The sequence below is a fragment of the Capilliphycus salinus ALCB114379 genome, from assembly GCF_047276495.1.
Classification (GTDB): domain Bacteria; phylum Cyanobacteriota; class Cyanobacteriia; order Cyanobacteriales; family Microcoleaceae; genus Capilliphycus; species Capilliphycus salinus.
Genome location: NZ_CP178543.1, coordinates 193,916 through 213,556 on the forward strand (window position 1 = coordinate 193,916; position 19,641 = coordinate 213,556).

At 43.6% G+C, this 19,641-nt stretch carries 15 protein-coding genes; 4 read left to right on the forward strand and 11 right to left on the reverse strand.

The window, feature by feature from the left end:
* Window positions 1-125: 125 nt before the first annotated feature.
* On the reverse strand, window positions 126-1,145 hold the full coding sequence (gene purM, locus ACL6C3_RS00895) for a phosphoribosylformylglycinamidine cyclo-ligase (protein WP_413164443.1): 1,020 nt from the start codon (window positions 1,143-1,145) through the stop codon (window positions 126-128).
* A 444-nt stretch (window positions 1,146-1,589) separates the two neighbouring features.
* Between purM and ACL6C3_RS00900 the strand changes: the two genes are divergently transcribed.
* Window positions 1,590-2,753 carry a septal ring lytic transglycosylase RlpA family protein gene (locus ACL6C3_RS00900; protein WP_413164445.1) on the forward strand — a complete coding sequence of 388 codons (1,164 nt, stop codon included), beginning with the start codon at window positions 1,590-1,592 and terminating at the stop codon, window positions 2,751-2,753.
* Between the two features lie 158 nt (window positions 2,754-2,911).
* Here the strand turns inward: ACL6C3_RS00900 and ACL6C3_RS00905 are convergent, their stop codons facing one another.
* From ACL6C3_RS00905 to ACL6C3_RS00920, 4 genes are all read right to left on the reverse strand, one after another.
* Window positions 2,912-4,438, reverse strand: coding sequence for a histidine kinase dimerization/phospho-acceptor domain-containing protein (locus ACL6C3_RS00905; protein WP_413164447.1), 1,527 nt, complete (start codon window positions 4,436-4,438; stop codon window positions 2,912-2,914).
* 154 nt (window positions 4,439-4,592) lie between these two features.
* On the reverse strand, window positions 4,593-5,351 hold the full coding sequence (locus ACL6C3_RS00910) for a choice-of-anchor W domain-containing protein (protein ID WP_413164449.1): 759 nt from the start codon (window positions 5,349-5,351) through the stop codon (window positions 4,593-4,595).
* 242 nt (window positions 5,352-5,593) lie between these two features.
* Entirely contained in the window at window positions 5,594-8,626 is a 3,033-nt protein-coding gene (locus ACL6C3_RS00915) for a SpoIIE family protein phosphatase (protein WP_413164451.1), read from the reverse strand.
* A 676-nt stretch (window positions 8,627-9,302) separates the two neighbouring features.
* A complete protein-coding gene (locus tag ACL6C3_RS00920) occupies window positions 9,303-10,079 on the reverse strand; it encodes a hypothetical protein (protein WP_413164453.1) in 777 nt (258 codons plus the stop codon).
* A gap of 365 nt (window positions 10,080-10,444) precedes the next feature.
* On the opposite strand from ACL6C3_RS00920, the gene ACL6C3_RS00925 reads away from it, so the two are divergent.
* Window positions 10,445-11,572 carry a HetZ-related protein 2 gene (locus ACL6C3_RS00925; protein ID WP_413164455.1) on the forward strand — a complete coding sequence of 376 codons (1,128 nt, stop codon included), beginning with the start codon at window positions 10,445-10,447 and terminating at the stop codon, window positions 11,570-11,572.
* Between the two features lie 162 nt (window positions 11,573-11,734).
* Here ACL6C3_RS00925 and ACL6C3_RS00930 read toward each other — a convergent pair whose 3' ends face one another.
* The 3 genes from ACL6C3_RS00930 to ACL6C3_RS00940 all read right to left on the reverse strand — a co-directional run bounded on the left by ACL6C3_RS00930 (window position 11,735) and on the right by ACL6C3_RS00940 (window position 14,903).
* Complete coding sequence (locus tag ACL6C3_RS00930; RefSeq protein ID WP_413164457.1) at window positions 11,735-12,973, reverse strand: HhoA/HhoB/HtrA family serine endopeptidase; 1,239 nt, start codon at window positions 12,971-12,973, stop codon at window positions 11,735-11,737.
* A gap of 300 nt (window positions 12,974-13,273) precedes the next feature.
* On the reverse strand, window positions 13,274-14,263 hold the full coding sequence (locus ACL6C3_RS00935) for a DnaJ C-terminal domain-containing protein (protein ID WP_413164459.1): 990 nt from the start codon (window positions 14,261-14,263) through the stop codon (window positions 13,274-13,276).
* A gap of 199 nt (window positions 14,264-14,462) precedes the next feature.
* Entirely contained in the window at window positions 14,463-14,903 is a 441-nt protein-coding gene (locus ACL6C3_RS00940) for an Hsp20/alpha crystallin family protein (RefSeq protein WP_413164461.1), read from the reverse strand.
* Window positions 14,904-15,142: 239 nt separating this feature from the next.
* Here ACL6C3_RS00940 and ACL6C3_RS00945 point away from each other — a divergent pair, with 239 nt between their 5' ends.
* A complete protein-coding gene (locus tag ACL6C3_RS00945) occupies window positions 15,143-15,541 on the forward strand; it encodes a PPC domain-containing DNA-binding protein (protein ID WP_413164462.1) in 399 nt (132 codons plus the stop codon).
* Here the strand turns inward: ACL6C3_RS00945 and ACL6C3_RS00950 are convergent, their stop codons facing one another.
* From ACL6C3_RS00950 to petJ, 3 genes are all read right to left on the reverse strand, one after another.
* Window positions 15,542-16,651 carry an HrcA family transcriptional regulator gene (locus tag ACL6C3_RS00950; RefSeq protein WP_413164464.1) on the reverse strand — a complete coding sequence of 370 codons (1,110 nt, stop codon included), beginning with the start codon at window positions 16,649-16,651 and terminating at the stop codon, window positions 15,542-15,544.
* Between the two features lie 204 nt (window positions 16,652-16,855).
* Window positions 16,856-17,740 (reverse strand): tetratricopeptide repeat protein, encoded by an 885-nt coding sequence (locus tag ACL6C3_RS00955; protein ID WP_413164466.1) that lies wholly within the window; start codon window positions 17,738-17,740, stop codon window positions 16,856-16,858.
* Window positions 17,741-17,968: 228 nt separating this feature from the next.
* The gene (petJ, locus tag ACL6C3_RS00960; RefSeq protein WP_413164467.1) at window positions 17,969-18,316 is read right to left on the reverse strand and encodes a cytochrome c6 PetJ; all 348 of its coding nucleotides are present in this window, start codon (window positions 18,314-18,316) and stop codon (window positions 17,969-17,971) included.
* 410 nt (window positions 18,317-18,726) lie between these two features.
* On the opposite strand from petJ, the gene ACL6C3_RS00965 reads away from it, so the two are divergent.
* Window positions 18,727-19,575 (forward strand): DUF1361 domain-containing protein, encoded by an 849-nt coding sequence (locus ACL6C3_RS00965; RefSeq protein ID WP_413164468.1) that lies wholly within the window; start codon window positions 18,727-18,729, stop codon window positions 19,573-19,575.
* The last annotated feature ends 66 nt before the right edge of the window (window positions 19,576-19,641 follow it).

Genomic DNA, 19,641 nt, shown 5'->3' on the forward strand with positions numbered 1-19,641 from the left:
ACAGTAATTAAGGTTGAAATTCTTTTTTGAATCTTCAGAACAAATCTTTGCTAAAAAAGCCTCTCCCCGGTTCGATGCAGCCCGGAGAAATCGAGCCTCAATAGCAAACATAGAAGTATTTCCGATTAATCCATCACCAAACTTCCCGAACCCGGAATCACCTCGCCGATTTTATAAGCGGAAATCTGGCAAGATTCAAACCATTCTATTGTTGATGTTTCTTGCTCTTGCGGCACAATCACCACGTAACCAATCCCCATATTAAACGTTTCCCACATCGCCGATTGTTGAACATTTCCCGTTTGAGCAATCCACTCAAAAATCGGCAGATTCGGCCAACTATTGGGAACGATCCGAATCGATTGATCCGGCGCCAAACACCGGGGTAAATTTTCCGGTAAACCGCCCCCGGTAATATGCGCCATCCCGTGAATTTCTAAGGATTTTAAAGCCGCTAATACGGGTTTAACGTAAATTTTCGTCGGCGTTAAACACACTTCTCCCAAAGATTGACCGGCAAATTCGGGCGGACAATCTTCCCAACTCAGTTGGTGCGTGCTAACAATTTTGCGAACCAAACTAAACCCGTTGCTGTGAACCCCACTGCTGGCCAAACCGATCGCCACATCCCCGAGTTTGACCTGGGAACCGTTGAGAATTTGACTTTTTTCGACAATTCCCACACAAAAGCCAGCCAGATCGTATTCTCCGATCGCATAAAATCCGGGCATTTCTGCGGTTTCTCCCCCAATTAAAGCACATCCGGCCTGTTGACAGCCTTCTGAAATCCCTTCTACCACTTCAACGAGTTGTTCGGGGTTGAGTTTCCCGGTGGCGAGATAGTCTAAAAAAAATAGGGGTTCGGCGCCGCAGGTGAGAACATCGTTGACACACATGGCCACTAAATCGATACCGACGGTTTGATGACGGTTGAGTTGGGTGGCGAGTTTGAGTTTGGTTCCCACGCCATCGGTTCCCGAGACTAACACCGGTTGAGAGTAACCGCTTGGAATTTCAAAGCAACCGCCAAACCCTCCCAAGCCGCCGAGTACCTCCGGTCTATAGGTTGATTGACAGGAGTCGCGAATTCGGTCTACAAAGTCTCGACCTGCGGCTACATCTACACCTGCTTCTCGATAATCCATACTCTACCTACCCGTTGTCGGCTTTGATGTTCTCAACTGTTTAGATTACCAAGTTTTGGGAACGGACAACTGAAATACAGACCGGGTTTTTCGGATGTTCGCGATCGCCGGTAGCGCTATAAGTCTAGTTTTGTCAGACTCCTGACTGATTTTTCGGTCTATTTTCATTTATCAGAAAATTTTATAAGCCCGGAATTTAATAAGTAGAAATTCTTAGAATGCCCATCTAAAGGGAAGTTTAAGCCAAACTAGACGGTCTAGTTTTTAGGCGAAACTGAAAACCAGCAAGAATTACCAATTCCCTATTTTGAAACTTCGTGTTACTCTGTTGCAGTTACTTTTACAAAAGTAAACACGTTACGAGTATGAGTTAATCTGCAAAATTAGCTCAGGTCGGGATAACCCTGAAGACTCGAACAACAGGTGATTTTTTTTAATTGGCATATGAAGCACAAACTTTTAAGTGGTTTAACCGCAATGGTTTTGGTGTCCAGTTTAAGTGTCTCCTTATCGAGTCACGCCGAACAAGCGCCCCTGACGCCCGAGGTAGAAGAAGAAGAACTCACCGAGGCCCAAACCGTTGTGGGAGCAGCCACCCAACCCGAGACTACAGATGAAGCGTCCAGTCACACAGAAACTCACAACACTGTAGTCAAAGTGGGAGAATATCAATCGAATTCCGCCAGTGATGGGGAATTTGAGGCGATCGCCACGATCAAAGCCCATCAGTGGAATAACCGCCAAGCTGCAACCCTCTATGTGCGAAATATACCGGTTCTCACCTTTGTCGAAGAAACAGCAATCAGTCACTCATTACCAGTCACCAGTCACCAGTTATTAGACAAGAGGGAACAGGGAACATCTGCGATCCTCCCAACTCCTAACTCCCAACTCCTAACTCCCAACTCCGAGGAAAGAGGGGAAAAGATGCCGAACTCCAACGTTTTATCAGCGCAGGCTTTGAAACCGCCGAGTTCTGATTCTCCGTCCCAAGCCAGTACCGATCCCGTCACCCGAGCCAGCGAGTTAGCCGCGAAACTGAACCAACTGAACCGCTACCAAATTGATGCAAACAGTATCGGGGTTCGCTGGAACGAAGACCAACAAAACTACAGCATTGAAATAGAAGGACAAACCCTCGTTGTTATCGATTCAGACACGATTTTACCCGATACAACCCAAAATCTGGCTGAAGATGCGCTACAAGCAACAAATCGACTGCGGCGACAAATGGGGTACGCACCGCCTCTGAGCAAAATTGAAGGCAAATCGCCCTTGAATCATCTTGAAAATGCGTTTAATCGTCGGGTGCTCGATGCGGTTGAAGGTTGGGCCTCTTGGTACGGCCCGGGTTTTCACGGCCGGTTAACCGCCAATGGCGAACGATTTAACCAGTATGAAATGACCGCAGCCCATCGTTCTCTGCCGTTTGGGACGACTGTACGAGTGACTAATACTAACAATGGTCGTTCGGTGGTGGTGCGGATTAACGATCGCGGGCCATTTACTGGGGGTCGGATTATTGATTTATCGGTAGCGGCCGCAGAAGCGATCGGTATGATTAGTAGCGGTGTTGCTCCGGTTAAGGTTGAGGTTCTCGCACCTTAACAGTTAACACGGAATTGGGGTCGGGTTGGTAGGGGCGCGCCTCGGCTATTGGTGTGTGTCACTGACAAAAAACCTTTATAAACCCGTCCCTAACATCGCAAACCCGAAACCCGACGCCCCTTTCTCAGCAAGTCGAGTCGTAGAACGCGGATTTGGTATTACTTATAAACATAAGGGTCGGTTAGTTCCATAATCAGATCGAATCGGAAATTTTCGACTAACTCTTTTAGGAGTTGAGCGAGGGTAGAATGTTCTGGAGGGATTTTTTCGATCAAAGACTGAAGTTGGCGATCGCTGCATTGCGCCGCACTTTGATAGAGTTGTTCGATCCAAGTTCCGGGCATGAGTGCTAAACTTTGAGCGCAGATATTTTCTGAACTGAGAACGTCTTGATCCAAAATGGGGACTGACTGCGGTGGAATTTGTCCGGGGAATTTTGAGGAGTTTTGCTCGGCTGGGGGGTAAACCTTGGCTTGAATTTTAAAGGTAAAAATAGAACCCCTATCTACTGCGGCTTGGGCGATTAATTCTCCCCCCATTAACCGAATAAATTCGTGACTCATCGACCAATTTAAGTCCATTTTTTCGCTTAAATTTCCATTTAAAGGGGCTTGAAAAGGGTTAAAAAGTAAACGTTCTATAAACTCGGAATTCATTCCCAATCCCGTATCTTCTACTTCAAAATGGATGGTTATAGATTCCGGGGACTGTTGACCAGGAAATGGGGTTTGAAATGTTCTCAAGGTAATTCTTCCCGTTTCGGTTAATTTGATGGCGTTACTGACCAAATGAAGCAAGACGTGGCGCAATTTTACATCGTCTGCGTAAATATATTGAGGTAAATTTGAACTCCATTCTAAAATTAATTGTAAATCTTTTGCTGTGGCTTTGATTTCCAGCATTTCTTTAATAAAATTTAGCAACCGATGCAAATCAAATTGACGTTCATTTAAGGTCATTAAACCAGATTCTAAACGGGAAATGGCGAGAATATCATTAATTAAAGTCAGCAATTGTTCGCCGCTTCGGTTAACAAGTTTAATCTGTTTTCGATGTTCTTCTTGTAAAGTGGGATCGCCGGCTAATAGTTGACTAAAACCTAGAATTGAATTCAAAGGGGTTCGGAGTTCATGGCTCATAAAAGCAAAAAAGTTACTTTTGGCTTCGTTGGCGAGTTCGGCGGCTTTTTTGGCTTTTTCAAGTTGGGCGGTTCGCTTAATTACTTTTTGTTCTAAACTGGCGTTTAACTGATGCAAAGCTAGGTTTTGTTCGGCTAATTTTTGGTCTTGAGAATAACTTCTTAGGGCTTCTTTAACGGTTAAAATTAAATCGTCTTCTTGCCAAGGTTTGCTAATATATCGATAAAGATTTGCATAGTTAACGGCTTTTCCTACATCTTCTACACTGGCTTTTCCGGTTAAAAGAATTTGCAGGGTTTTCGGAGATTTTTCATAAACTTTAATTAACAAATCAACCCCCTTCATATCCGGCATAATTTGATCGGATATAATTAAGGGGATATCTACGTTTTCCGCCTGTAACTCGGCGATAATTTCTAAGGCAGTTTCGGCGGTTTCTGCCACTTCTATTGCAAAGTTTTCTCCAAATTTTCGCTTGAGTGTTTCTGCTAAACTTCTGAGTAGAAAAATTTCATCATCTACACAAATAATGGTTGGTGGTTGCATCTATTCGCTTCAATCCCAATTCACAAAATTCTCTGAGTTTCGTTCGGCAAATGTAAAACTGCTCACTTTCCCCTGTTATCAATATTCCCAACTTGAGGAAAAATTAACCACAAAATAGAAGATTCAAGCCGGGAATTTTAACAAAAAACTTTAACTAACTTTGGGCTTTATTTTTGGTCAGTAAATATCCAAAAGCGAAGACTCCAAAGCTTAAAAGACTATAGACTGACGAGGGTTCTGGAATAGAAGTGTTAGGAGTTGAATTGATATCAAATCCGACAATTTGAAAGTCCAAACGAGAGCGGGCTTGAGCTTGATTAGGATTGAGTGTATTCCAACTCATGCGAGCGGTTCCAGCTAAACTTGAAATCAAGGTATCACTCGCCCAAGACAATTGGTTTAAATCCGCCCCAATATTGGGGGCTACGCTTTGGCTAAAAATCCCTTCAACCCCGATACCATTTACTTGATGAACGGCGACTTCTATCTTCGTTCCCGGCTCAACAAAACCCGTTTCAGTTTTGGCAACTGTCAACAGAGAAAAGCCATCAAAAACCGCCTCAGAAGGGGGGAATACCGAATAGGAAATCGGAGCAAGATTTTCTACACTAAACAGAGCGGTTGTACCATCCCAATTGAGAAACCAGTTGACCTCAACTCCATTTTCCCAATCCCAATAAATTTGACCGGTATTGTCAGCTTGCGCTCCATTTGGCCCTATGGCAAACTCATAGTCTGTTCCTCCTAAACCTCCCGCTCGTCCTTCGACCTTCCATCCCAACGGAGTCAAGTCTGAGGGAACAGAAGTCAGGGGTTTAAGCTGTACGGCGCTGGCGGACTCGGCGAGCCAGAAACTGCCAATCGTCAATCCTAAAGTCGCGGAAACTACCATTAGTTGATTATGACTGTTCATGGTACTTTTTTGAAGTTAACGACTCAAATTTTAGTTTAGCTAACTTCAACGGGGAAATTCCGATTTGAGTGTCGATCTTTACATATTCTCCGCAGGCTTGAATTTCTGCTCGGAGGATGAGGAAATCTGACGAACCAATCAACAAAGGATAGAAGCAGGAGAGTGAAGCTCATTTTCTAGACAGAGGAAACACCTGTTCGGCGAGCATTTTCAATAAAAACAGGCTTTATTTTAGTCTAACTCTATTTCTGTTTTATCACAACTACGGTCATATCATCAAATATTTTTTGTTTGCCAATAAAACTCCAAACATCTTCTACAATGGCTTGTCTGATGTTTTCAGCCGAATTTTTATGGTGGCTGAGAATCACTTCGCACAACCGCTCTAAACCATATTGAACCCCCTCAATATTTTCGGCTTCGGTAATTCCATCGGTATATAAAACGATAACATCTCCGCAACTTAAATCAATAGTTTGTTCGGCGATAAATTCTGCAACCTCGGCATCCAAACCGATAGGAAAACCCAAGTCAACGGTATCAAAGCGTTCGAGATTTCCATCGGCACGAACCAGAATCACTTCTTCATGCTGACCGCTCAATTTAATCGATTTATTGGTATAATCCAAAAGTGCTAAACTCATACTTTTACTCGAACTCATCCGCTGAATATTGCCATACAAAGTCCGGTTGAGGATATCAATAAATTTCACCGGATCGGTTTCGGTGGTTTCTTGTAAAGTTCGGACTGCGGTTTGCGCCATAATCATCAATAAACCGCTTTCTAATCCGTGTCCTGTCACATCTCCAATCCCAATTTTTACTTGATTATCCTGTTGTAAAACATCATAATAATCTCCCCCAACTTCATCGGCAGGTTGAATAAAACTAGCAATTTCTAAATCTTCAATTTCTTCTAATTCTCCCGTTTTCGGTAAAACCATTTTCTGCAATCTTTGAATCACTTCTATTTCCGCAGATAACCGTAAATTTTCCGCCCTCAAACGGCACATATTAATCTGAGTTTTAATTCGGGCTAAAAGTTCATCTTTAGCAATGGGTTTGGTAAGATAATCATTCGCCCCTACATTTAAACCGATAACAATATCTTGAACTTGTGTTTTTGCCGTTAACAATAAAATCGGCAATTCAGTTGTTGAAAAACGTTCTCTAATTTTCTGCGTCACTTCATAGCCCGTCATTTTCGGCATCATCACATCCAATAAAATAATATCGGGCTTGTATCCCGTCTCAATAATAGCCAAAGCTTCTTCACCGTTACTAGCTTGAGTTATCGCATAATGATGAAGGGAAAGGGTATTCATCAACACCTGTAAATTAATCGGTTCATCATCAACAATCAAAACCGCAATATCATCTTTATTCTTTTCCGTTTGAGGAGAAACCGATGTCGATGGAGATGCTGTTAAAGTCGGATTAAATAAACTTTCTGTGTTTAATTTTAGCGGACAGTTTGAATTAGTCTCGCTCCCATTTTGACTTAAATTTTCTGCGGCTACAGGCAAAGTAAAACTAAACCTTGAACCCTCGCCCAAACGCGACTCAACCGCAATTTCCCCGCCCTGTAATTCGACCAACTGTTTGGTAATTGCCAAGCCCAAACCCGTCCCCCCATATTCTCTGGCGGTGTTTCCTTCTGCTTGTTCAAAAGACTCAAAAATCCGTTCAAATTTATCAGATGAAATCCCAATTCCCGTATCCGAAACCGTCACTTTCAAAAACCCTTGATTATTCGCCGGATTCTCTACCCTTTCCGCCGAAATTTCAATCTGACCCGAGGGGGTAAACTTAATAGCATTTCCAACTAAATTATGCAAAATTTGTTGCAAACGATTTTCATCCGCTTCGGCGGGAGGAAGCCGAGAATTAACCGCATTAATTAGCCGTAGATTTTTGGCTCCGATCAGAGGTTGACTCAGGCGAAGAACCAAGTCAGAAATCGCATATAAATCAACCGCTTTTAATTGTAAATCAATATTTTGATAGCGAAGTTTAGAAAAATCAAGAAGATCATTCACCAAACTCGATAAACGGCGACCGCTGGAAACAATCATCGCCAAATTTGATTTTGTCAAGTCCGAAAGTTCACCCGTCGCCCCATCAATTAACGATTCAGCCAAACCAATAATTCCATTGAGGGGCGTTCGCAATTCGTGGGAAGTATTCGCCAAAAACTCATCTTTTAATTGGTCAAGACGCTTGAGATTACTATTAGCTTTTTCTAAGGCATCTTCTCGTTCTCTCAAGGCAACAGTTGCCCGTTCAACGGCTTTTTTCAACCGGGCCGGTTCGCTGACCAAAACAAACACTAATCCTCCGGCTAATATAGCGGTAACAATTCCCCCCAACTGGAACCAAATTGATAGGGGAAAACGAACCGACCAACCCGTTTTCGGAAGGGCGGCTAACTGCCAAGAACCGTTGGGTAAAGTAATCGAAGAAAGAACGGGATTTTGTTCAAAAATCTCGGCATCTCCGAAGAAAACATTTCCTTGTTCGCCGAGTCCATCGTTACCCCGAATGGCATATTTTATATTGGTGTTTTTGTCTAAAAGTCCGGCTTCTTTAAACAGGGTATTTTGGTCGATAATAATTCCTGCTAATCCCCAGTATGCACCACTTTCTGGAAGCTGATTCGGAGGGGTAAGAAAAATGGGAGTTCGTCCAATAAAAGCAATACCCCCTTCGACCAAACAAGACTGTTGATTTTCCTGAGAATTGGGTATAATTTCAATCCGAGGAGCATCAGTTGGACAGACGTCCGAAATTTGGGTCAGTCCCACCAAATTAATCGGCCCTGCTACAATAGTTTGACGATTTTGAATAGCCCGTTCAATGGCTTCTCGTTCTTCGGGGATGGACATCGGACTGAACCCCAAAGCCGCTTCATTGCCTTCGAGGGGATAAATGTGGCTAACGGTGTTATCTTTGTAGAGGACGATGCTGCGAATTCCCGACTGTTGGGCGACGATGACTTGAGTGAGGCGTTCAAAGGTTTCTTGGTCAAGGTTGGGGTTGACGGTAGACACGTAGGCGACTAAACCCCTGGTGAGAAATAAGCGCTGGTTGAGGGCTTTTTCTAGGTTCGCTCTGACGGTACTGAGTCGCGCTAGAACTTTGCCCCGATTTTCTTGTTCAAAGCGTTCTCGTTCGGCCTGTTCAACCCATTCTACTGTCGCTAAGATTGCCATTCCGGTCAGGAAAGCGGCGACGAGCGCTTTTTTGTTGTGCAGCCGAAGGGGTAGTTTGAACATCGGGAACCCTAAAATTCAATCATACAACTGACTTCTTTTCAATTATCCTCAACACTATCGGATTTTGCCAATGTCTTTTGAGTCGGTTGGGTTAATTTTTAACGTGATTATCCGGTTTTATGAGTTTAATTTTTATCAACAATTAGGTTTTTTTATCTTAAATCCTTGTCAATCTAGGGGCGGGTTCTGCCCAGATTTATCAAGCCCAAAAATAAATGATATAAACCCGCCCCACCCCAGAACATAATTTAATCAATCGAACATCATATAACTTGTTTGCTAGCAATTCCAATGGTGACGGGGCGGGTGCGCGAACAGTTTTCTGTTAGAATTCAAGGTGAACTCAGAACTCGCCCCTACAATATTATTAAATCTCGATGTAGGGGCGGGTTCTACCGAGATTTATAAAACTCAGAAATAAACGATCTAAACCCGCCCCACCCCAGAGTAGAATTAATTAACCAAATATTATATAATTTGTTTGGTAGCAATTCAAATGGTGACGGGGTGGGTTTATACAGTTCTACAGTGACCAGTGAACAGTTAAGAGGTTACAGTGAACAGTTTACCAGCGATCGCTCAAAAAACTGATAACTTAAAAAACTGGTAGCTGTGGTTACTGATAACTGTAAACTGTAATCAACCCACCCCTACAAGCCGCCCCATTTTGATAAATTTAACGTTTAAAAATGGTGATTCTTTTCTTTTTTTTGCGTTTAAACTGAGAACTAACAATATAAAAATCTTGGGGATAAATCCACTGTGTTTCTAACGGCCCGTGAATTTGAATTCCGGTCATTACTGCATAGTTAAAAATCTTAGAATCCAGGGGATTTAATAACCGTTCCACGTCCAGGGAAATAATCTGACAAGCGAGTTTGGTAATCTCGACTAAATTGGGTTTATCGCCATAATTTAAAGAGGAGAGTATTTTTTGACGAATGATACTTTGTTCGAGATCTTGTAAGTCCATTTCTAGATTTAGATGTCCGCATTCTAACTCTTTAACAATGTTTTCTAACGCCCCACAAGCGTGAGAGGCTTTTTGAATTCCTTCTCGGTAAACTTTGCCAATTTCTCCGTAACGCGAGATAGCAATGTGAGGCATAGCATAAAAGGTAAAACGACGAATATTATCAAAAATAGGTGTGTGGTCGGTGGCTGCGGCTAACCCGGTTTTTCCCAGAGTAATAAATCCGGCTAAACTGCAACAATTAAAGGTTTTTCCCCAATATTTGACCACTTCTTCATAGAGAGGGTCGGTAATTTCATCTCGACAAATGGCTATCATTCCCATTGTATTTTCATCTTCAAACCCATATTTGCTTAAGCAATCATAGGTTTTTTTCATATAATCTTTGAGCGGTAAAGATCCCGGAAAATGAGTTTTGACAGCATCTAAAAAGCCGGGAAATACTGTGACCTCAGAAATCGGATTTATTTTTTGGAGCATTGATTTATTTATTCATTAAATTAAGTTGGGGTAGATCGATGAAGCTATTGATTGAATTTTATCTAACTCTTTTTGAAGCTGCAAGGGGTTTAAATTTATTTTTGATAATTTATTCAAAGATGAGTTTTGGCTGAAAACGAAGGAAATGATTATAAGTTTGAATTCATTCTTACCGTGAGGCCAGGAAATTTTCAGGATTCGGCGACCGAAGCATAAAAATCTTAAGCTGTCAATCTATAAACTTAATAAATTTTCGTAAAAATCCCGATCGCTCCTAGATAATGTTGGCTTTTCGATAGTAGTGTTAATATCGTTGTATGACTCGTACCTCAATCAATCGACGGTGACATCATCGACTAGCACGAATGAGTTTTGCAGAATCCTTAGCAGATCGGTGGCGTGTTCAACTCCAGAACGACTACCCAAACCACAGCCAGACAACTCACGAAAGTATTATACAATGGTTATTAGGGCAAAATTCGGCCGAATTGGACAACCTGACCCCCACCGAACAAAGTGCCTTTGAACAAGGGGTAAGTTTCCGCTATCGGGTTTTGCAACAACGCTATCTAGATATCTCTCCCGAACAAGCCTATCGCAACCTGATGAAGCGATTGGGGGGTTTGGTGATTTTGCGTCAAAAAATTCGGGCTTGGGTCGCCACCAGTCGCGATCGTCAGCGCAATGTGATTGATGTGTTACAAGAAGTGATTCAAGAAATGCTCAATAGCGATCGCTATTTACAGCAACAATTACAATGGATCGCCGAATGTACAACGGATTCTCGCTTGCGAAATTCTCTTTTACTGACCAGTTTAGAAGAATATTGTCTGCGACCGATCCGCAATCAACCCTTACTCGTTTACCGCTTTGTCAACTATTTGCGCCGCTCTCAACGGGGGGGATTAACGCAGGTTCCAACCGGGGAATGGGTCCGACAAGTCTCAGAAGAAATTATCTCCGATGAAACCGAAGAACGAGTCAGTTTACTCGAAGAACAAGCCCTCACCCAACATGAGGAAACTCAGTACCTCGAAGAACAACAACTTCAACGTTTAACCGTACAAACCGAGTTTGAAACTTATCTGCGAGAACGGGTTGACCCGGTGGCGGCCGAATGGTTACAACTGTACTTAAAAGGTGAGTCTCAAGAAGCGATCGCCAAGCTGTTAAATCTACCCATTAAACAAGTTTACCGTTTGCGGGAAAAAGTCAGCTATCATGCCGTGCGAAATTTTGCCCTCAAACACGCCCCCGAGTTGGTTGATGGCTGGTTAGGAACGTCTTTGTCAGAACATCGTTTGGGCTTAACTCCGAGTCAATGGGAGGAATATTGGGAGAGTCTTAACCCGATGCAACGTCAACTTATTGCCGATCTCAAAGCGGGTCAAACTCTGGAGGCGATCGCCAAAAACTTGAAGTTAAAAACAACTCAAGTTCTCAGCGAATGGACAAAGCTGTATCTTAACGCTCAAGCCATTCGCAATCGATAAATCCCCCCGGTTGTTTAAGTTTTATCAATTTTATCGAGTCCCAACGAGCATCAAGAGAAAGACTCTCAGCGATCGCTAATTTGAGTTGTACGCAGACCCAATTTAACCCATGAAAATCCCCGCTGTTTGAAGGCGGGGAAATGTTTTAATTAAACCCGGTTTTTACCGTAACGCGGCGTCTGCTAGTTCGCCCGGACGCACCGCAATTTGTTGAGTTTGATCGCCCCGTTGAACTTTAATATTCAAAGGTTGACCGACGCGACTCAATTCAACTTTATTTTGCAGTTGATCGGCGGTAGTAATGGCTTCTCCGTCAATTTGAGTAATCACATCGCCCCGACGCAAACCGGAACGGGCCGCCGGACTCTCGGGAATCACTTCCACCACTAAAACCCCTTTGATTTCGGGAATTAATAAAGGTGAATTGGGATTACTGTTAAATTCTTTAGCAATCTCCGGCGTTAGGGTAATCATCCGCACCCCAATATAAGGGTGAGAAATTCTCTCGCCCCGGGCTAATTTGTCTTGAATTGATTTAGCTTTATCGATAGGAATTGCAAATCCAATCCCCTGACCATCCGCCCGAATTGCGGTGTTAATTCCAATCACTTCGCCTTGGTTATTTAATAACGGCCCGCCCGAATTTCCGGGGTTAATTGCGGCGTCAGTTTGAATGAAATCTAAGCGTTTATCGGGAATACCGACTTGAGAACTGGGACGGTTTAACGTGCTAACAATTCCCAAGGTTACGGTATTATCTAATCCTAACGGATTACCGACGGCAATCGCCCAATCTCCGACTTGAACTTCGGCGGAATTTCCCAAAGGAGCAACGGGTAAATTACTACCGTTAATTTTAACAACAGCTAAATCTGAGGGTTCATCAACGCCTCGCACTTCCCCTTGAAATTCTCGTCCATCTCGCAAAATTACGGTAACTTTATCCGCCCCTTTGACAACGTGAGCATTGGTTAAAATAATGCCGTTGCTATCAACAATAAAGCCCGATCCTTGTCCCCGCTGTTGAAATTCTCGCGGGCTTGGAGGGGTAAAATCTTCGCCAAAAAAGCGCTGAAAAAAGGGATCGTCAAAGAAGGGATCGAGTTTTTGGGTGATCGTGCGTTCGGTGTCGAGTCGCACAACCGCCGGCCCGACTTTGTTAACGGCGGCGGTGACAAAGTTACTAACGGCGGGATCTCTTGGGGAAATAGCGACGGTTTCGGTTTCCGGTTGTAGGGCGACAACTTCGGTGACGGGGCGACTATTTGCATTGGCCGGGGGTAGCACCAAAGCCGGAAATACCCGCAATGATAATAAGGTTAAACCTACGCTTAAAACAATTGTCAAAACATAACTAATTATCTGAGAGAATGAGAAACGGGGTTGTTCGTAGGATGGCATAAATTCCTCCTGTTTTGTTTAAACTCAAGGGGTTAATCTCAGCTTTTATTGAGGTCTAGAAACTAGGATAGCCTATTTCTGCACTTGATTTATAGTTCGGAGATTCGGATTGACATTCTCCGGTTTTTTGGGCTGTTATTCATTTTCAGTTTATCCTGTTGACCTTCAGGATTAAGTTCAGGATTAAATAGTTCCGGGTGAGGAATTGCCCCCGCGATTCGGAATTGATTTTTTAAAAAACAAAAATTAAACCGGAAATCCGTTGAAATTGTGGGGATTTTTTCCGGTTTATCTAAAGTTTTAAAGCCGCATATTTTCCAGATTAAATCTGGGATTAAAATGACTGATTTGGCGAATTTTTTGGTAAAGTTCCCGTTCTTCATCGGTTAAACTTTTGGGAGTGACGACTTTTAATTTAACCATTTGATCGCTGCGTCCTCCTTTGAGATCAACCCAACCCTTTCCTCGCAGCCGCAAGGATTGACCCGAATCAACGCCTGGGGGGATTTTTACCGTTACCATTCCATCGGGAGTTGGCACTTGAATTTGACCGCCTAAGATAGCTTCATCGGGACGAATTGCCACTTCACAGACGATATTATCGCCGTCAAATTGAAAGAAGGGATGAGGTTGTAAATCAACAATTAAATATAAATCACCTCGTTCGGGGTTGCCGGGATTAACTCCTCCTTTTCCTTTGACGCGAATTCGACTTCCAGGTTTCACTCCCGCAGGAATTCGGACTTTTATCGTCTCATCATCGAGTTTAAATTGTTTTTGAACGCCATTAAACGCTTCGGAAAAGGTTAAGGTAATTGAGGCTTCAAAATCCCGTTTGGGAACTCTAGTAGAAGCTCCACCCCCAAACAAATCACCAAAGGGATCGTTAGGAATAGAAGAACCCTGCGGTGAGGAAGTACGATAACTGTAAGTTCGTGTCCCACTGCCTCCCATTCCGCCAAAACGTCCGAGTAATTCGTCAAGAAAGTCCTCAAAATTACCGTACTGACTAAAGTCAAAATCAAAACCCCCACCCGGTACACCGCCTTCTCCGGCTTGTCCCCAATATTGACCAAATTGATCGTATTTTCTCCGTTTGTCGGGGTCTGATAAAACTTCGTTCGCTTCGTTAATATCTTTAAACTTTTGTTCGGCTTCTTTATTGTCAGGATTTAAGTCAGGATGATATTGGCGAGCCAGACGACGATAGGCTTTTTTTATCTCATCGGGGTTAGAATTTTTAGGGATTCCCAGAATAGCATAATAATCTTTAAAATCGGTTTTTGGCATTGATATTCCTCCTCGTTTTATCTAAGATAACAAAATTGGGAACCGGGTTGAGCAAATGATTTTCTGCTTCCCCGTTCCCGTTCTAAGATTAGAGTATATGCTCTGGGTTCAATCCTTCTTCGATCAATCCCGGATGGATCTAGAATATCTAAACAAGGGTAAGCTTGACTCTCTTAACCCAAATTATAGCCCGTTTCAATTAGCCCAGAGACACTTTCACGACTTTATTTTTTTCTTCTTCTGCTTTGGGTAGGGTCAGCGTTAAAATTCCGTCTTTGTAGTCGGCTGTCACGTTAGTATTTTGAATGCGAACCGGCAGCGGAATCACACGGCGAAACTTTCCATAACGAAACTCGGTGCGAGTTGTTCCTTTTTCTTCGGTTTTCATCTCGGATTTTCGTTCGCCACTGATGGAAACGGCTTCGGCTGATGCTTGAATATCAATGTCTTTGGCTTCCATTCCCGGCACTTCTAATTTTAAATGAATGGCATCCGGCGTTTCGTGCATTTCAGCCGACGGAACAAAGCTTCCTCGGGTTTGTTCGATGGAAGTATCGTTGGTGAAGCTCTCAAATAAACGGTTCATTTCCCGTTGTAGGGTATCAATTTCTCGTAAGGGTTCCCAGCGCATTAAAGCCATGACTGTTACCTCCTAATTGATTTTGATGAACTTCTAAACTCAGGTTGAACTCTCACCTGCTATAGTTTAAGAATACTAAATTAGTTTCTCGTTTAGATTCGGTTTTAACGACTTTCTAACTCGCAATAACCCGACTTCTAGTTGAGGCGGTTTCTCGGGTTTAACTTTTCGGTTCGGTTCGGTAAACCCCACTTGAATCCCAGTATAATTATAATGTAATCAACAAACCTTCAGACGGGATGATCGACGCTTTACCCCTACGCTTAAAACCCAACCAAGATCTCAAACTCAGCTTGCAAAAAATCGCCGCCATTCATCAAATTCAAGCCGGATTTATTTTAACGGCGGTTGGCAGTCTCCAACAAGCAACACTGCGGTTTGCGGGTCAAGATGACAGTTTGTGCTTGTCGGGACGGTTTGAGATTGTTTCTTTGGTCGGAACCCTATCGACGGAGGGAATTCATCTGCATATTGCTTTGGCAGATACTCAAGGAAAAACCATCGGCGGACACCTACAAACGGGCTGCATTATTTATACAACGGCTGAGATTGTAATCGGCACAATTGAGGGGTATAGATTTCAACGCACCCCCGATGGAGAAACGGGATATTTAGAGCTAGAAATTAACCCACTCTAACTAATTTTGAGTCAGGGATTCTGAAATATAATCGGCTGTTGCTTCAACCAGGGCGATCGCATTTTCATAAACCATGCGAGTTGGCCCGAGCATTCCCACACTGCCAACCGGAACTTTATTACGGTAATATTGTGTAGAAATCAAGCTGCAACTTTGAATCGGTTCGAGGGGATTTTCGGCACCAATGCGAACTGTAACCCGCTGTTCTTTTTCGGGGGTTTGAAAAATCAACGGCCACAGTTGTTCCTGTTCATCTTCGAGTAAATGAAGAATGGTTTGGACTTGTTGGAGTTGGGAAAATTCCGGCAAACGCAAAACCTCAGAAATCCCGCTAAATTGAATGCGAGTATATTCCGGGGAATGGGAGCGTAAACTTAAATCATTAAGCAGTTTCCGAATTAAATTCGTGTACCGTTCAAACTTGCGATCTAATTCGCTCCAGTCGAGGGTAGAAAGTTCGTCTAAAGCGTGTCCCCGCAGTTGAGTATTGAGGAAGTTCGATAAAATTTGCAGTTCTTGTTCGAGGAGTTCAGAGTCTTCTGAAAGCGAAGAAATCACTTCGGCAACTGCAACTTCCAACTGTTGATCGACTTGGGGTAATTCGACGATCATCGACTGGGTTTGATAGCTATCGGTAACGACAACCAGCATAATTTTACCCGGTTCCATAGACACCAGTTGCAAATGTCGCAGCTTATCGGTGGTGGTTTGGGGCATGGTAATCAGGGTAATATATCCGCTCAGGGTTGAGAGGATTTGCGCCGCTCCCCGTAAAATGGCTTCTATACTCCAGTTTTTGGCGTCAAGCTGTTCCCGGAGTAACTGCGTCACCTGACTGGCGACGGTATCTGAAGGCTTGATCATCCGATCCACATAGATCCGATAGCCTGAGTCAGAGGGAACTCGCCCTGCGGAGGTATGGGGTTGGTACAGGAGTCCAGCTTTTTCTAAAGCCCCCATATTATTGCGAATTGTGGCCGGACTCACTTTCAGGTTAAACTCCTCCACAAGAGCTTTTGAGCCAACGGGTTCTGCGGTGGCGATGTAATGACGGATGGTCGCCCACAATATATGGCGTTGTCGCTCTGAGAGATTTACTAGCACAGGCATTCGACTTAAATCGGGTTGAACTAGGCTGTTAACTAAACAATGATAGATTTAAAGAAATTTTTATCTATCTAAGATAACAGATGCTCGAATTTTCACCCGAACGATGGTCTCATTCTAGTTAGATTCGGGCCTTTTTCCCCATTCTAAAAAAAAATTAAATTTTCTGGATTTTGAGTCGAAATCGTGCTAGTCCGACCGGGGAAATTAGGCGATGATTTGAATTTCAGACGAGAGCAACCACTGTTGCAATTTCTCCATCAGTGCTAAAGTATGCCGAGAGGCGGCGAGATTGCCCTGTTGGGTGAAGCATTTACAGGCGGCTTGCAAATCGGCGATCGCTCCGGCGTACAGCCCTTGTTGCTGTCTGAGCATGGCTCGATTAAAATAAGCCTGGGCGTGATCGGGGTTGAGGGCGAGGGTGGCGCTAAACTCTTGGAGGGCGGCTTCGGTGTTCCCCTGACGGCGACAGGCACAAGCTTGATTATAATGCGCTCTGGGGTTAGTCGCATCGTAGCCGATCGCTTGGGAAAAGTTGGCCCGGGCTTCACCGATCTGATCGCTCATCAAATAGGCGATTCCGCGATCGATGTAGATCTCGGCGAGTTGGGCTTCTTCTAGGGCTTGAGTGTGGCTCAAAGCTTGGTTATAGTCGGCTAAGGCTTTTGTATATTCTTGGAGTTCGGAGTAAGCCAGCCCCCGATTGTAGTAGCCTAACACGGCATCGGGTTGATGTTCGATCAAATAATCGTAAGCGGCGATCGCATTTGTCAAATCCCCACTTCTGTAGTATGCTATTCCCAAGTGTAGATAAGTATTAATACCGTCGGGTTCGAGTCGGGTGGCTTGCAGACAGTCTTTAATAGCTGGTTGATAGTTGCCAAGCTGAATCGAGGTAAAACAGCGATCGCCATAAGCCTCGGCTAGGGTATCATCAAGTTGAATCGCTTGGTTGAGGGCTTCTAAGGCTTGAGAGTAATGCTGATGTTGGATGTGTTCAATTCCCCGATTTAGGTATTGTTGAGCGTCGGATGCTGAATTGAGGGGGTTTTGAGCCTCAACAGCCGGAGAGTAGCCGAGCCAGATTATCATAGCAAAGCCCAGGCTGCACAAGATACGGTACAGTCGGTTCATATCAGTTAGAAGAAAAAATAGCAACAACAACAGGAGGCGTAACGCTTAAGCTCAGTCGAGTTGGTTTCACCCTGAATCTTTTGGCTTAAGAGTTCCGCCCCGAGTCAACGGTTGAGTTGATTGTGACAAAACCAAATCGTTAAAACCGTTACGCCGATCACAATCGCGATCGAGATCTAGAAAAAATTACCAGCCTTTTTCAGCTTTAGAAAGAACATAAGCCGATACATCTTCGATCTGAGTCGGGGTTAAACGTCCTTTAAAAGCGGGCATGGCATTTTTACCGTTGGTGACTTGGTAAGCGATCGCCGCTTGAGCATCATCACTAAATCCTTTGAGATACTTGGCGAGATCGGCTTTGCTAAGAGTTTTATTAGCCATGATAACATTTTTGCCTCCCATGTGACAGGCATTACAGTTAGCGGCGAAAACTTGGCTACCACTGGCGAGATTGGCGTCGGCTAAAGCCGGAGGTTGAATCGCGAAGCCCAAAAGTGTCACGGCTACCACAAGGAAAGCGAATAACTTTTTCAATGGTGTTCTCCTGTTGAAATACATGAACGACATCAATCATATTGGATAGTATTCTTCTATTCTCATAAATTTGATTGAGGTGTCAAATGACAGGCCGTCAAAGTTCGAGATGGGTTTGATGAATTTTAGACGGGTGTCGGGTCAAAGAATTGACTTGCCGGAAACACAAAGGGATGTGTTGAAGATCTCCGTTGAATTGAATGGCCGATAACAATATTCAGGCAGAGGGAACCATGATCCTAAAGATACAGTTGAGAGGTCACTCAGAAAATTCTCCCGCCCAACTAGATCTCAAGTCTCTGTCGCCCTCAAATTCATTGCCCAAAAACTGCCGTTCATCCCATTTCTTTCTAAAGTTTTTCTAAAGTTTTCTACTCAATTGCGGTTGTAATTTTTACCCATTCCATAAAATGATAGATATACTGATTAATTGGAGCGCCGACTCTTGGCAGGCAATTCGAGGAAATCTCGGCTGGATGTCGTGGAATCTATTTCTAGCGTTGATTCCCCTGGCTTTCAGTTTTGGGCTGTTTTCTCCCCCCGGGATTTCCAAACCCTCTAAACTGCGATCGCCGATTTGGATTTGGTGTATCGGGTTACTGATCGGCTTGAGTTTTCTGCCGAATGCCTACCAAGTCGGGCGACAATTTTACCGTTTGATCCAAAGCCTAGATACTCGTTATCTGTTGATCGCGATCGCAATTACATTAATTTTGATGGGTGTAGAGATTTGGCAACATCAACGACAGCATCAATTTCAGCCGCTATCACTGCGGTGGGGGTTGGGTGTTTTGGTGTTTATTTTATTTCTGCCCAACGCTCCCTATGTTCTGACAGATATCATTCATCTGATCGACCAAATTCGTCAGGGATATTCGGTGTGGATTATTTCGTTGGTTTTGATTCCCCAATATATTTTATTTATGTTTATTGGGTTTGAAGCCTATGTGCTTTCCTTGATTTACCTCGATCGCTTTTTGGATCGGCAAGGTTGGAAACAAAATCGTTGGATGGCAGAGTTGACAATACACGCCCTCTGTGCTATAGGAATTTATCTCGGACGGTTTCAGCGATTCAACAGTTGGGATATAATAACCAATCCCGATGTTTTAATCCGAAGTTTGGTAGATAATCTGATCAATCATCGTCCTTTACTCGTCATGTCTGTAACATTTGTAGTGTTGACGGTGTTGTACGGACTGATGAAGTTTATTACCCTTGCGGTGCTTAACCCCTCCTCCTCTGGCGATCCCGTGTAACATATTTGACAAGTGGATTTGTAATCACCTACCATCAAACCAGAAACTTGGATACTCAGAACTCTA

Bases quoted from the DNA above. Each gene is read 5' to 3' on its own strand.
- ACL6C3_RS00910 (WP_413164449.1), bottom strand. From the start codon at position 5,351: ATGAACAGTCATAATCAACTAATGGTAGTTTCCGCGACTTTAGGATTG.
- ACL6C3_RS00920 (WP_413164453.1), bottom strand. From the start codon at position 10,079: ATGCTCCAAAAAATAAATCCGATTTCTGAGGTCACAGTATTTCCCGGC.
- ACL6C3_RS00945 (WP_413164462.1), top strand. From the start codon at position 15,143: ATGATCGACGCTTTACCCCTACGCTTAAAACCCAACCAAGATCTCAAA.
- purM (WP_413164443.1), bottom strand. From the start codon at position 1,145: ATGGATTATCGAGAAGCAGGTGTAGATGTAGCCGCAGGTCGAGACTTT.
- ACL6C3_RS00930 (WP_413164457.1), bottom strand. From the start codon at position 12,973: ATGCCATCCTACGAACAACCCCGTTTCTCATTCTCTCAGATAATTAGT.
- ACL6C3_RS00905 (WP_413164447.1), bottom strand. From the start codon at position 4,438: ATGCAACCACCAACCATTATTTGTGTAGATGATGAAATTTTTCTACTC.
- ACL6C3_RS00940 (WP_413164461.1), bottom strand. From the start codon at position 14,903: ATGGCTTTAATGCGCTGGGAACCCTTACGAGAAATTGATACCCTACAA.
- ACL6C3_RS00965 (WP_413164468.1), top strand. From the start codon at position 18,727: ATGATAGATATACTGATTAATTGGAGCGCCGACTCTTGGCAGGCAATT.
- ACL6C3_RS00915 (WP_413164451.1), bottom strand. From the start codon at position 8,626: ATGTTCAAACTACCCCTTCGGCTGCACAACAAAAAAGCGCTCGTCGCC.
- ACL6C3_RS00935 (WP_413164459.1), bottom strand. From the start codon at position 14,263: ATGCCAAAAACCGATTTTAAAGATTATTATGCTATTCTGGGAATCCCT.
- ACL6C3_RS00900 (WP_413164445.1), top strand. From the start codon at position 1,590: ATGAAGCACAAACTTTTAAGTGGTTTAACCGCAATGGTTTTGGTGTCC.
- ACL6C3_RS00955 (WP_413164466.1), bottom strand. From the start codon at position 17,740: ATGATAATCTGGCTCGGCTACTCTCCGGCTGTTGAGGCTCAAAACCCC.
- ACL6C3_RS00925 (WP_413164455.1), top strand. From the start codon at position 10,445: ATGAGTTTTGCAGAATCCTTAGCAGATCGGTGGCGTGTTCAACTCCAG.
- ACL6C3_RS00950 (WP_413164464.1), bottom strand. From the start codon at position 16,651: ATGCCTGTGCTAGTAAATCTCTCAGAGCGACAACGCCATATATTGTGG.